This window comes from Streptomyces roseicoloratus, from assembly GCF_004117935.1.
GTDB lineage: Bacteria > Actinomycetota > Actinomycetes > Streptomycetales > Streptomycetaceae > Streptomyces > Streptomyces roseicoloratus.
The window spans coordinates 25,241-38,408 of sequence record NZ_SDOY01000142.1; the positions used below are offsets into that span (position 1 = coordinate 25,241).

Sequence of the window (13,168 nt, forward strand, 5' to 3'; positions counted from 1 at the left end):
CGCCGTCTCTCAGTGCTGGACGAGAGGCGTCAGCTTCCGGCCCGGGGCCTGCCGGCCCTGGGCCGGAATGCCCGGCGCCGCTCGCTCGTCCAGGCCGAAGGTGGTGAAGGCGGTGCGGTGCGGCAGCGGGTACGGCTCCTTGCCGGTCACCGAGTTGAGGATGACGGCGCTGCGCCAGGCGGCCAGCCCCAGGTCGGGCGCGCCGACGCCGTGGGTGTGCCGCTCGGCGTTCTGCACGTACACGGAGCCGGTGACGGACTCGTCGAGGACCAGCCGGTAGTCGGCGGCGACGCGGGCCCGGCCGGCCGAGTCGTGGCGCAGGTACGGGTCGAGGCCGGCGAGCATGCGGTCGACCGGGCGTTCGCGGTAGCCGGTGGCGAGGACGACGGCGTCGGTGGTCAGCCGGGAACGGGTGGACTGCTGGATGTGCTCCAGGTGCAGCTCGACGCGGGTGGTGGCGACCCGGCCGGCGGTGCGGACCCGGACGCCCGGGGTGAGGACGGCGTCGGGCCAGCCGCCGTGGAGGGTGCGGCGGTAGAGCTCGTCGTGGATGGCGGCGATGGTGTCGGCGTCGATGCCCTTGTGCAACTGCCACTGGCGGGGCAGCAGTTCGCCGCGGACGGGCTCGGGCAGGCTGTGGAAGTAGCGGGTGTAGTCGGGCGTGAAGTGCTCGAGTCCCAGCTTGGAGTACTCCATCGGCGCGAAGGCCTCGGTGCGGGCCAGCCAGTGCAGTCGTTCCGCGCCGGCCGGGCGGGCGCGGAGCAGGTCGAGGAAGACCTCGGCACCGGACTGGCCGGAGCCGATGACGGTGACGTGCCCGGCGGCGAGCAGGGACTCGCGGTGGGCGAGGTAGTCCGCGGAGTGGACGACGGGGACGCCGGGGGCGTCGGCGAGGGGCCTCAGGGCCTCGGGGACGTACGGTTCGGTGCCGACGCCGAGGACGACGTCGCGGGTGTACGAGCGGCCCAGGGCCTCGGCCTCGCCGTCGGCGTCGAGCTGGGTGAAGTCGACCTCGAACAGGCGGCGTTCGGGGTTCCAGCGGACCGAGTCGACCTGGTGGCCGAAGTGGAGTCCGGGCAGCTGCTCGCTGACCCAGCGGCAGTAGGCGTCGTACTCGGCGCGGTGGATGTGGAACTTCTCGGCGAAGTAGAACGGGAAGAGGCGGTCGCGGGCGCGGAGGTAGTTGAGGAAGGTCCAGGGGCTGGCCGGGTCGGCGAGGGTCACCAGGTCGGCGAGGAAGGGGACCTGGAGGGTGGAGCCCTCGATGAGGAGCCCGGGGTGCCACTCGAAGGCGGGGCGCTGCTCGTAGAAGGCGGTGGAGAGGCCGCCGGGGACGCCGTGGGCGAGCGCGGCGAGCGACAGGTTGAACGGGCCGATGCCGACGCCCACCAGGTCGAGCGGACGGTCGTGGTCGTGCTGCGGGGTGCTGCCGGTCATCGGTGGGTGCTGCCTTCCACGAGGGTGAGGATCTCTTCGAGGTCGCCGGGGGTGGCGTGGGGGTTGAGCAGGGTGGCCTTGAGCCAGAGCCGGCCGCCGGCCGCGGCCCGGCCGAGGACGGCCCGGCCCTCCGCGAGCAGGGTGCGGCGGATCTCCGCGACGGTCGCGTCGTCGGCGCCGTGCGGGCGGAACAGGACGGTGGTGAGGACGGGCCTGGCGTACAGCTCGAGGCCCGGCGCCTTCTCCACGAGGTCGGCCAGCTGCCGCGCCCGGTCCACGCAGGCGTCGACGAGCGCTCCGAGGCCGGAGCGGCCGAGGGCGCGCAGGGTGACGGCGGTCTTGAGGACGTCGGGGCGGCGGGTGGTGCGCAGCGAGCGGCCGAGGAGGTCGGGCAGTCCGGCCTCGGTGTCGTCGTCGGCGTTGAGGTAGTCGGCGGTGTGTCCGAGTACGGCGAGGTCGGCGGCGTCCCGTACGGCGAGGAGTCCGGCGGCGGCGGGCTGCCAGCCCAGTTTGTGCAGGTCGACGGTGACGGTTCGGGCGCGGTCGAGACCGTCGAGGAGGTGCCGGTGGGCGGCGCTGAACAGGGCGGGTCCGCCGTAGGCGGCGTCGACGTGAAGGTCGGCGCCGTGCGCGGCGCACAGGTCGGCGATCCGGGGCAGCGGGTCGATCAGTCCGGCGTCGGTGGTGCCGGCGGTGGCGGCGACGAGGAGCGGCTGCCCGGCCAGGCCGGCGAGGGTCTCGGCGAGGGCGTCCGGATCGAGGGTTCCGGCGGGGGTGGGGACGACGACCGGCTCGGGCAGGCCGAGGAGCCAGGCGGCACGGCGGAAGGAGTGGTGGGCGTCGGCACCGGTCACGGTCCGGAGGGTGCCGTGCCGTTCCCTGGCGAGGAGCAGGGCGAGCTGGTTGGACTCGGTGCCGCCGGTGGTGACGAGGGCGTCGGGCGCCGGGGCGCCGGGGAACACCTCGGCGGCGAGGGCGGCGGTGACCAGCGCTTCGAGCGCGGAGGCGGCGGGGGCCTGGTCCCACGAGTCGAGGGAGGGGTTCAGGGCGGAGGCGGCGAGGTCGGCGGCGACGGCGAGGGCGAGCGGCGGGGTGTGCAGATGCGCCGCGCACAGTGGGTGCGCGGGATCGGCGGCACCGGCGGCGAGGGCGTGCACGAGCGTACGGAGGGCCTCGTCCTGCCCGGTTCCGTGCTGGGGCAGTACGGCACCGACGGCCTCCCGCACCCGCCGGTCCACCTCGTCCGCGCCTCCGCCGGGCAGCGGCCCGTCCCGCACGGCCGCGCCGTCGCGCAGCGCTCCGAGAACGACGTCGAGCAACGGGCGCAGGGCCTCCGGCCCGTGGACGCCTCCGGCGAGGGGTGCGGCACGCATGGACGACAGGGTGCCGGGGGTTGTCGGGGATTGTCCGGAGAGTGCGGTGGTGTGACCCGAAAGAGGGACGGACGGGTGAAACCTGCGGGTCGTTGCTTGCGGACCCGGCCGGGATCCGGCAGGGGCGTGTGTCGAAAGTCCCGCGCCCTTCGGGCGGACGACGCTCCTTTCGCCACACGCCTAGACGACCTCCAGGTTGGCCATCATGCCCATGTCCTCGTGCTCCGCGTTGTGGCAGTGGAAGAGGTAGCGGCCGCGGTAGCCGTCCCAGCGGGTGAGGAGTTCGACGGACTCGCCGGGGCGCAGGGAGACGGTGTCCTTGAGGCCGGCGTCGTGGGGCAGCGGATCCCTGCCGCCGCGGGTGAGGACGCGGAAGCCGGTGAGGTGGAGGTGGACGGGGTGGTGGACGTCGGCGACGAGGCGCCAGAGCTCGACGTCGCCGAGGCGGACGGTGACGTCGGTGCGGGCCGGGTCGAAGGCCCGGCCGCCGATCAGCCAGCCGTGGCCGCCGTCCGCGCCCATGCGTCCGGCGCGAAAGGAGAAGTCGCGGACCCGGACGGCGTCGGCGCGCCGCCAGTCGGGCAGGTCCGTGGACAGGACGCGCGGGACGCGGCTGTCGTCGCGTGCCCTGCGGGTGACGCGGAAGGCCATGACGTCGCGCGTGCGGCCGGAGCCGAGGCGGTTGACGAGGCGGACGACGGTGCCGACCGGGACGCGGGAGAAGTCGAAGACCAGGTCGTGGCGTTCGGCCGGGGCGAGGGGCAGGGTGCTGTGGGTGACGGGGCCGGCGAGCAGGCCCTGGTCGGAGCCGACCTGCTGGAACTCCCGGATGCGGCCGTCGCCTTCGTCGACGAAGGCGAGCTCGTAGTGCCGGGCGTTGGAGGCGTTCAGGACGCGCAGCCGGTAGCGGGCCGCGTCGACCTCGTGCACCGGCCACGGCGCCCCGTTGACCAGGATGACGTCGCCCAGCACTCCGGCGAGGTACGGCTCGCGCACGCCGGGGCGGGTGCGCAGGGCCGGGTCGAGCGACGGGTAGTCGAGGCTGCCGTCGGCGGCGAAGGCCCGGTCGGTGATCATCAGCGGCAGTTCGCGGGGACCGGCGGGCAGGCCGAGGGCGTCCTCGGCGTCGTCGCGCACGACGTGCAGTCCGGCGAGGCCCCGCCAGATCGCGGGTGCGGTGAAGTCCATCCGGTGGTCGTGGTACCAGAGCAGCGTCGGGCGCTGGTCCAGCGGGAAGGTGTAGGCGCGGGTCAGCTCGCTGGTCACGGCGCGCGGGTCGCGCATGCCGCCGCCGTGGTGGCCGGTGCCGCCGTCCGGATGCCCGTCCCCGTGTCCGCCCGTCGCCCCCCAGCCCCGGGGCAGCACCAGGTCGGTCGGGTAGCCGTCCGACTCCGCGGGCGTGCGACCGCCGTGCAGGTGGACGACGGTGGGCACCGGCAGTTCGTTGCGGTGGGTCACCGTGACCGGCCGGCCGCGCCGCGACTCGATCGTGGGGCCGGGGAAGGTGCCTCCGTACGTCCACAGGCGGGTCCGCACGCCGGGCAGGATCTCCGCGGTGGCCTCGCGCTGGACGAGCTCGTAGCGGTCGGTCCCGCCCGTCGTGGCGACCGGCCGGAGGACCTCGGGCAGCGGGAGCGGCACCCGGTACGGGGGCGGCAGGGGTACGGCGCTGCGGAGTTCGGCGCCGGTGGCCGCCGGGTGGCGGGCGAGTCCCGCCGCGAGGCCGAGCCCGCCGGCCGCCATCGCGCCGAGCGCCCCGCCGACGGCGAGCACCCGACGTCGCGTCAGTCCGTCACGCATCGGCGGCCTCCCGGCGTACGAGCGGCCGCAGCCAGGCGGCGGCGAACAGCAGCGTCGCGGCGGCGACCGTGAAGACGCCCAGCGGGATGTGCAGCCACAGCGCGCCCGCCGTCCCCGCGAAGTACTGCACCGTCTCGGCGGCGGCGAGGGCCAGCGTCACGAGGAACGGCCAGGCGCGGCGCAGCCGTACCCACACCCCCACCGCCACGATCAACTGGACCAGGCACAGCGACGTCACGACGTCGGCGCCGGTCGCGTGCATGCCCAGGCCGTCGAAGTCGCCGCTCAGGTAGACCCCGGCGAACACCGGTTGGCCGTAGACCGCCACGCCGTGCGTCGTGACGGCGGCCCGCCACGCTCCTGCCCACATCGGACGCCTCCCCCTCGTCGTCGGTTCGGGAACGCTCACGACGCTATGACCGGGCGGATATCCTGTCCAAGATCAATATTGCTATGCAGCCATGCCGCGGGAGGCATGATGGATCTCCACGCGCTCAGACAGTTCGTCGTCGTGGCACGCCTGGAGCACCTCAGCCGCGCGGCCGGTGAACTCCGCGTCGCCCAGCCGTCGTTGAGCCGGACCATCGCCCGGCTCGAGGACGAACTGGGCGCCCCGCTGTTCGACCGCGCGGGGCGGCTCCGGCTGAACGACGCCGGGAGGGCGTTCCTGCGGCACGTCGAGCGCTCGCTGGGCGAGCTCGACGCCGGCCGCCGGGCGGTCGCCGCGATCACGGGCGGCGGCTCCGGCAGCGTACGGCTGGCCTCGGAGACCTTCCTCACCCTGACGGGCCCGCTCGGGGCGTTCAAACGGGCCCATCCCGGCGTCGAGGTGGATCTCCACCAGATGGCCGCCGAGGAGATGGCCTCCCGGCTGCGTGCCCGGGAGGTGGACCTGTGCGTCGCCTCGCAGCCGGTGCCGCCCGAGGACCTGACGGCGGTACGGCTGATGGACGAGGAGGTGTGGGTGGTCGCGCCGCTCGGGCATCCCCTGGCGGGCCGTACCTCGGTGACCGTCGCGGAACTCGCCGACGAGCCCTTCGTCACCACCCGCACGGGGCACTGGCAGCGCCGGCTGCTCGACCGGCTCTTCGCGGGGCACGGTCTCGCCCCCGCGAAGATCGTCTGTGAGGGCGACGAGCCCAGCGCCACCGCGATCCTGGTCGCGGCGGGGCTCGGCATCGGCCTCATCCCGGACATGGCGCGGCGCAGCGCCACCCGCGTCCCGGTCGCCTGGATCGCGGTGGACTCCCCCGACTGCCGGCGCACCCTCACCCTGCTGCGGCACGCCGACAGCACGCCGGCGGGCGCCGCGCACCTGATGCACGAGGCGTTCACCGGTTGGGACTGGACCGCGGGGCCGGTCTAGGAGCTTGGGGGGGGCAGGCCTGTCCGGCTCGGCCGTGCCGGGCCTGTCCGGCTCGGCCGTTCGGGGGCCGGAGCCGGACAGACCCGGGGATGTGCGGCCTAGCCGCGGGCCCGGAGGGCTCGGCGGAGGTCGTCCAGCTGGTCGGTGAGCTGGCGGCGGAGGGCCGGGATCATCGTGTCCTCCGCCAGGTGGCGCTCGCCGAGGGCCAGGGCCTCCGCGTCGACCGCGTACGCCGGGAAGCCGCGGCGGCCGGCGGCCTCCGCCATGGCGGGGCCGCGGCGCTCGGCCATCGCGATGGCGTCCGGGTAGAAGCGGGGCAGGTAGTCGCGCAGCAGCTCGGCCTGCTCGGGCTGCCAGAAGCCCTGGGCGGTGGCCGTGAACAGGTAGTTCGACAGCTCGTCGGAGGCGAACATGGCGGACCAGGCCGCCTCCTTCGCCTCCGCCGTGGGCAGCGCGGCGCGGCAGCGGGCGGCGCCTTCCCGGCCGGTGGCGCTGGGGTCGCGCTCCAGCTCGGCGGCGATCGCCGCCTCGTCGGTCGCGCCGAGGACGGCGAGCCGGGCGAGGATGCGCCAGCGCAGCTCCGGGTCGAGCTCGGGGCCGCCGTGGACGGTGCCCTCGTCCAGCCAGGAGGCGATCTTGTCGGGCGTGGTGGCACTGTCCACGAGGACGCGCACGGCGGTCAGGCGCAGACCCGGCGCCTCGCCGTCCTCGGTGCGGCGCAGCAGGTCGCGGGTGATCGCCGTCAGGGTGGCGAGGGCGGCCGGGCGCTCGGCCTCGGAGACGTAGCGGTCGGCGATCTGCGTACGGGCGAAGCCGAGCACGCCCTGGACGACGGCGAGTTCGGTCTCCTCGGGCAGGTGCGCGGCGGCGAACTCCAGGTACTCGGCGCCGCCGAGCTCGCCGTCGCGGACCATGTCCCGCATGGCGTTCCAGACGACGGCCCGGGTGAGCGGGTCGGGGATGCGGGAGATGCCGCGCAGCGCGGTCTCCTCGGACACCTCGTCGAAGCGCATCTTGGCGTAGGTGAGGTCGCCGTCGTTGAGGACGACCAGCGCCGGGCGCGGCCCGTCGAGCGTGATCGGGGCCTCCTGCGGGACGTCGGCTCCCACGCGCTCGCGCAGTACGAGGTCGCCGGCCGCGTCGCGGTCGTAGACGCCGACGGAGAGGCGGTGCGGGCGGCTGCCCCGGCGGTCGACGGTGAGCCGCCACGTGCCGCCCTCGCCCTCCAGGCGCGGGGTGAGGACGTCGACGCCGGTCGTGCGGAGCCACTGCTCGGCCCAGGCGTGGACGTCGCGGTCGGTGGCGGCGGCGAGGTTGTCGACGAAGTCGGCGAGGGTGGCGTTGCCGAACTTGTGCCGCTTGAAGTGGATGTTGATGCCGGCGAGGAAGTCCTTCTCGCCCAGCCAGGCGACGAGCTGCCGCAGCGCGGAGGCGCCCTTGGCGTAGGAGATGCCGTCGAAGTTGAGCAGGGCGGACGCGGTGTCGGGGACGGCGTCCGGGTCGGGGGCGACCGGGTGGGTGGAGGGCCGCTGGTCGGCCTCGTAGCCCCAGGACTTGCGGGTGACGCCGAAGTCGATCCAGGTGTCGGCGAAGCGGTCGGCGCAGGCCTCGTTGACGGTCTGGAAGCCCATGTACTCGGCGAAGGACTCGTTCAGCCAGATGTCGTCCCACCAGCGCAGGGTGACGAGGTCGCCGAACCACATGTGGGCCATCTCGTGGGCGATGACCATGGCGCGGGTCATCCGCTCGGTGTCGGTGACGGCGGAGCGGAAGACGAACTCGTCGCGGAAGGTGACGAGTCCGGGGTTCTCCATGGCACCCGCGTTGAACTCGGGGACGAAGGCCTGGTCGTACGAGTCGAAGGGGTACGGCTCGTCGAACTTCTCGTGGTAGCGGTCGAAGCAGGCCTTGGTGACGTCGAGGATCTCGTCGGCGTCGACGTCCAGGTGGGGCGCGAGCGAGCGGCGGCAGTGGATGCCGAAGGGCAGGCCGGCGTGCTCGGTGCGGACCGAGTGCCACGGGCCGGCGGCGACGCAGACCAGGTAGGTGGAGAGCAGCGGGGTGGGCGCGGCCTTCCAGCGGCCGTCGGCCTGCCGCTCGGTGATGCCGTTGGAGAGGACGGTCCAGCCGTCGGGCGCGGTGACGGAGACCTCGAAGACGGCCTTGAGGTCGGGCTGGTCGAAGGCGGCGAAGACGCGCTGGACGTCCTCCATGAACAGCTGGGTGTAGACGTACGCCTCGCCGTCGGTGGGGTCGGTGAAGCGGTGCATGCCCTCGCCGGTGCGGGAGTAGCGCATGGTGGCGGTGACGGACAGGGTGTGCTCGCCCTCGGTGAGGGCGAGTGGGAGCCGGTTCTCGTCGAGGGCGGCGACGTCGAGCGGAGCGCCGTCGAGGACGGCGGAGTGGAGGGTGTCCGGCCTGAGCTCGACGAAGGTGGTTCCGGCGGTGCGGGCGCTGAACCGGATGAGGCTGGTGGACTCGAAGGTGTCGTCGCCGGTGGTGAGGTCGAGGTCCACGGTGTAGTGGTGGACGTCGAGGAGCTGGGCACGGGTCTGCGCTTCGTCGCGCGTCAGTACGGACATGGGGCCCATGCTGCCCGATGCCTCGCGCGGCCGGGAGGGGCGTTCACCGAGAGCTCAGGAGCGGGACGTCGGCCGCGGGCCGGCCGGAGGAGCGGTGACCGGCCGGGCGGGCCCGGGGCGGGGCTTCCGGGACGTCGGTCAGGCGAGGGATCGGGCCCACCACTCCGGCGGCGTCACCGTGTCGCCTTCCGCACCGTCAGGCGAGGCCCGCGCCGTCGACGTGGGCGAAGGCGGCCGAGATCCGGGGGCGGTCGTAGCCGGCGGGGCCCTTGGCGCCGCTGGAGAGCAGGGCGTGCAGCAGCAGCCGGGCCTTGGCGGGGGCGAGCGGGCCCGCCGGGATCAGGCCGCGGTGCAGCAGGTCGTACTCGGAGCCGGGGCTCCGGTAGGTGTGGGAGAGGGTCGCGCCGGCGCCGGTGCGGGAGGCCAGGACGACCGGCATGCGCTCGGCGAGCGCGGCCAGCGGTTCGACGAACCAGGCGGGTACGTGTCCGGCGCCGAACGCGGCGACGACGAGGCCGTCGTGGCGGTCGGCGACGGCGTCGAGGAGTTCGCCGCGGTCGCCGAGGGAGAGCGTCAGGAGGGCGACCCGTACGTCCGGGTCGAGCCGCAGCGGGCAGGCCCTGGCCGGGACGGCGGGGCGCAGCAGGATCCGCGGCTCGCCCTCGACGACGGCGCCGAGCGGGCCCGCGCCGGGCGAGGTGAAGGTGGCGACGGAGGTGGTGTGGGCCTTGTGGGCGAAGCGGGCCGCGTGGATCTCGTCGGCGAGGACGACGAGGACGCCGAGGCCGCGGCAGCCGGGGTCGGCGGCGACGGCGAGGGCGGCTGCCAGGTTGGCGGGGCCGTCGGCGCCGGGCAGGTCGGGGCGGCGCATGGCGCCGGTGACGACGACGGGCTCCTCGGTGGTGCAGAGGAGGTCGAGGAGGAAGGCGGTCTCCTCCAGGGTGTCGGTGCCCTGGACGACGACCACGCCGGAGCCCTCCGCGACCGTCGCCGCGACCTCGTCGGCGAGGGCGGCGAGGTCCTCGAAGGAGAGGGTGGAGCTGGGGACGCGGCGGAAGTCCCGCAGCTCGACGTCCACGCCGGCGGGCGCGACGCCGAGCTCGGCGAGCACCTCGGCGCCGGACATGCGGCTCGCGTCACCGCCGCGCGCGGAGATGGTGCCGCCGAGGGTGAATACGGTGACGCGTGCCATCAGCGTGCTCCGTCCCTGTCCGCGTCCCTGTCCGTGTTCGCGTCCCTGTCCGTGTTCGCGTCCCTGTCCGTGTCCGCGTCCCTGTCCGTGTTCGCGTCCCCGTCCGTGTTCGCGTCCCCGTCCGTGTCCGCGGCCCCGTGCGTGTTCGCGTCCGTGTCCCGGTCCGCCTCCGTCGTCGTTCCGTCCGCGATGGTCTCGTGGTGGCGGATGACCTCGGCGATGATGAAGTTCAGCAGCTTCTCCGCGAACGCCGGGTCCAGTTTCGCGCTCCCGGCGAGTTCCCGCAGCCGGGCGATCTGCCGGGCCTCGCGGGCCGGGTCGGCGGGCGGCAGCTGGTGCTTCGCCTTGAGGACGCCGACCTGCTGGGTGCACTTGAAGCGCTCGGCGAGCATGTGGACCACCGCCGCGTCGATGTTGTCGATGCTCTCGCGCAGCCGGGTCAGCTCGGCCCGTACGGACTCGTCGATCTCGCTCATGACCAGCGAGCCTATCCGGATCCGGTGAGGAGGGTGGGCGGGTGTTCGGGATCCGGAACGGTGGTGCTCCAGCCACCCGGAACGGTGCGGCCCTGCTGCTCGCGGAAGCGGATCGGGGCGGTGCCGACCCGGCGGGTGAAGAGCCGGGAGAAGTAGGCCGGGTCGTCGTAGCCGACGCGGCGCGCGACGGCGGCGACCGGCAGGTCGGTGGCGGCGAGGAGCTCCTTGGCGCGGCCGAGGCGCACGGTGAGCAGATAGTCCTTGGGGCTGCGGCCGGCGGCGCGGCGGACGGCGGCGCGCAGTTCGGCGGCGGTCATGCCGTGCCGTGCGGCGTGCTCGGCGACGGACAGCGGGGTGAAGGCGTCGCGGGCGAGGGCGGACAGGACCGGGTCGCCGTCGGCGGCGGTGTCGGCGCGGGCGCGGCGCAGGGCGACGAGGAGTTCGTGGACGGCGGCGGCGGTCTCGACCTCGAGGAGCGGGTTGCCGGGGCGGGCGGCACGGGCGATGCGGCCGATGGCGGCGCGGGCGGACTGGGCGTCGGCGAGCGGGACGACGGGCCGTTCGGGCTCGATGTAACCGAGTTCGGTGTAGGTGGCGGTGGCGGGTCCGGTGAAGTCGACGAAGGCCTCGTCCCAGCCGGTGCCGGGGTCGGCGGCGTAGTGGTGGGGCACGCCGGGGGTGAGCCAGATCAGGGCGGGCGCGGTGACGGTGGTGCGGCGGCCGTCGGGGCCGCGGTACCAGCCGCCGCCGGAGCTGACGACGACGGCGACGTGGTGGTCGAGGGTGCGCGGGCCGACGGTGGGCAGGGCGCCGTGCTGGAGGCCGACGCCGAGGCAGACCAGGCCGAGGCGGTGGTGGACCGGGCTCGGCGTGAAGTAGCGCATCCAGGTGTGGTACATGGCGCGGCTCCCTTCCTGTGGTCCGCCTGAAGGTCCACACTGCGACGATCTTTGTCCATGGACCGGTCCGCCGCCAGAGGGTGAGGGTGAGGCGCATGAGCGAGTTCAGCCAGTTCAGCGAGTCCGGCGAGTCCGGCGAGTCCGGCGGCCACGGCGGGTCCGACGAACCCGGCCGGCCCGGCGCACTCGGTCGGCCGGGCGCACCCGGCCCGTCCGAGGCGCACGGCCCGTCCGACGGGTCCGGCCGGTCCGGTGCGGCCCGTCCGGCCCGCCGGTTCGAGGTGGGCGACCGGGACTTCCTGCTCGACGGGCGGCCCGTGCGGCTGCTCTCCGGGGCGCTGCACTACTTCCGGGTGCACGAGCAGCAGTGGGACCACCGGCTCGGGATGCTGCGCGCGATGGGCCTCGACTGCGTCGAGACGTACGTGCCGTGGAACCTGTACGAGCCGGAGCCGGGCCGGTACGGCGACGTGGGCGCGCTCGGCCGGTTCCTGGACGCGGTGGCGCGGGCCGGAATGCGGGCGATCGTGCGCCCGGGGCCGTACATCTGCGCGGAATGGGAGAACGGCGGTCTGCCGCACTGGCTGACGGGCCCGCTGGGGCGGCGGGTGCGCACGGACGACCCGGAGTTCCTGGCGCCGGTCGACCGCTGGTTCCACCGGCTGCTGCCCCAGGTGGTGGAGCGCCAGATCACGCGGGGCGGCCCCGTGGTCCTGGTGCAGGTGGAGAACGAGTACGGCAGTTACGGCACGGACGCCGGGTATCTGCGGCACATGGCGGACCTGCTGGTCGACTGCGGGGTGGAGGTGCCGCTGTTCACCTCGGACGGTCCCGAGGACCACATGCTGACCGGCGGCTCGGTGCCGGGCGTGCTCGCGACGGCGAACTTCGGCTCGGACGCGCGCGAGGCGTTCGCGACGCTGCGGCGGCACCGGCCGGAGGGGCCGCTGATGTGCATGGAGTTCTGGTGCGGCTGGTTCGACCACTGGGGCACGGAGCGCGCGGGGCGGGACGCGGCGGACGCGGCGGCGACGCTGCGGGAGATCCTGGAGTGCGGGGCCTCGGTCAACGTCTACATGGCGCACGGCGGGACGAACTTCGCCGGGTGGGCCGGGGCGAACCGTTCCGGCCGGCTGCACGACGGCGCGCTGCGGCCGACGGTGACCTCGTACGACTACGACGCGCCGGTGGACGAGGCCGGGCTGCCGACGGAGAAGTTCTGGCGGTTCCGTGAGGTGCTGGCCGCGTACGCGGAGGGGCCGCTGCCGGAGGTGCCGGAGCCGCCGGCACGGCTCGGGGCGCCGGCGGCCGGCGGGATGGTCGGCTGGGCGTCGCCGGACGAGGTGCTGTCGGTGCTGGGCGGCGAGGAGACGGTCACGCCGGTGCCGCCGGCCTTCGAGGAACTGGGCGTCGACCGGGGCCTGGTGCGCTACCGGGTGACGGTGCCGGGGCCGCGGCAGCCGTATCCGCTCTCGGTGACGGGGCTGCGCGACCGGGCCGTGGCGTACGTCGACGGGCTGCCGGCCGGGGTCCTGGAGACGGAGGACGCGGTGCTGGCCGGGCCGGTGCCGGGCGGGGCCGTCGTGGACCTGTGGGTGGAGTCGCTGGGCCGGGTCAACTACGGGCCGCGGCAGGCGGAGTCGAAGGGCGTCACGGGCGGGATCCGGCACGAGCGGCAGTTCCTGCACGGGGTACGGGCCCGGGGCCTGCGGCTCGACGCGTTCACGGCGGAGGCCGTGGCGGAGGTGCCGTTCGGGGCGGTGCCCGCGGATCCGCGGCCGGGCCTGTACCGGGGCTCGGTGGACGTGGCGGGCGCGGGGGACGCGTGGCTGCGGCTGCCCGGCTGGACCCGCGGTTTCGTCTGGGTCAACGGCTTCTGCCTGGGCCGGTACTGGGACATCGGCCCGCAGGACGCCCTGTTCGTGCCGGGCCCGGTCCTGACGGAGGGCGCGAACGAGGTGTGGGTGCTGGAGCTGGAGGGCGGCGCGGGCGGCCCGGTGGAGCTCGTGTGAGCACGCGGGTGCCCGGGACCCGACGGTCCCG

At 74.7% G+C, this 13,168-nt stretch carries 9 protein-coding genes and 1 pseudogene; 2 read left to right on the forward strand and 8 right to left on the reverse strand.

Translation table 11 applies throughout. The features are described 5' to 3' along the window. Positions 1-9 precede the first annotated feature (9 nt). The 4 genes from ESG85_RS22630 to ESG85_RS22645 all read right to left on the reverse strand — a co-directional run bounded on the left by ESG85_RS22630 (position 10) and on the right by ESG85_RS22645 (position 4,980). Positions 10-1,437, reverse strand: coding sequence for a lysine N(6)-hydroxylase/L-ornithine N(5)-oxygenase family protein (locus ESG85_RS22630; RefSeq protein WP_128982125.1), 1,428 nt, complete (start codon positions 1,435-1,437; stop codon positions 10-12). After that, positions 1,434-2,810, reverse strand: coding sequence for a pyridoxal phosphate-dependent decarboxylase family protein (locus ESG85_RS22635; RefSeq protein WP_128982127.1), 1,377 nt, complete (start codon positions 2,808-2,810; stop codon positions 1,434-1,436). The genes ESG85_RS22630 and ESG85_RS22635 overlap by 4 nt, the downstream gene beginning before the upstream one ends. Before the next feature lie 180 nt (positions 2,811-2,990). Beyond that, entirely contained in the window at positions 2,991-4,610 is a 1,620-nt protein-coding gene (locus ESG85_RS22640) for a multicopper oxidase family protein (RefSeq protein ID WP_128982129.1), read from the reverse strand. Then, on the reverse strand, positions 4,603-4,980 hold the full coding sequence (locus tag ESG85_RS22645) for a hypothetical protein (protein WP_181019087.1): 378 nt from the start codon (positions 4,978-4,980) through the stop codon (positions 4,603-4,605). The genes ESG85_RS22640 and ESG85_RS22645 overlap by 8 nt, the downstream gene beginning before the upstream one ends. Before the next feature lie 105 nt (positions 4,981-5,085). On the opposite strand from ESG85_RS22645, the gene ESG85_RS22650 reads away from it, so the two are divergent. After that, positions 5,086-5,976 carry a LysR family transcriptional regulator gene (locus ESG85_RS22650; RefSeq protein WP_246095221.1) on the forward strand — a complete coding sequence of 297 codons (891 nt, stop codon included), beginning with the start codon at positions 5,086-5,088 and terminating at the stop codon, positions 5,974-5,976. A gap of 98 nt (positions 5,977-6,074) precedes the next feature. On the opposite strand, the gene pepN is transcribed toward ESG85_RS22650, so the two are convergent. The 4 genes and pseudogenes from pepN to ESG85_RS22670 form a co-directional block, all read right to left on the reverse strand. Continuing rightward, positions 6,075-8,558: an aminopeptidase N gene (gene pepN, locus ESG85_RS22655; RefSeq protein WP_164986295.1), complete on the reverse strand. Its 2,484-nt coding sequence runs from the start codon at positions 8,556-8,558 to the stop codon at positions 6,075-6,077. A gap of 196 nt (positions 8,559-8,754) precedes the next feature. Beyond that, complete coding sequence (locus ESG85_RS22660; protein WP_128982133.1) at positions 8,755-9,750, reverse strand: asparaginase; 996 nt, start codon at positions 9,748-9,750, stop codon at positions 8,755-8,757. Positions 9,751-9,929: 179 nt separating this feature from the next. Further along, positions 9,930-10,226 (reverse strand): annotated as a pseudogene (locus ESG85_RS22665) (chorismate mutase); the annotation flags it as partial. A gap of 11 nt (positions 10,227-10,237) precedes the next feature. After that, positions 10,238-11,125, reverse strand: a complete 888-nt coding sequence (locus tag ESG85_RS22670) for a helix-turn-helix transcriptional regulator (RefSeq protein ID WP_128982135.1) — start codon at positions 11,123-11,125, stop codon at positions 10,238-10,240. A 95-nt stretch (positions 11,126-11,220) separates the two neighbouring features. Here ESG85_RS22670 and ESG85_RS22675 point away from each other — a divergent pair, with 95 nt between their 5' ends. Beyond that, positions 11,221-13,137 carry a glycoside hydrolase family 35 protein gene (locus ESG85_RS22675; protein WP_246095222.1) on the forward strand — a complete coding sequence of 639 codons (1,917 nt, stop codon included), beginning with the start codon at positions 11,221-11,223 and terminating at the stop codon, positions 13,135-13,137. The last annotated feature ends 31 nt before the right edge of the window (positions 13,138-13,168 follow it).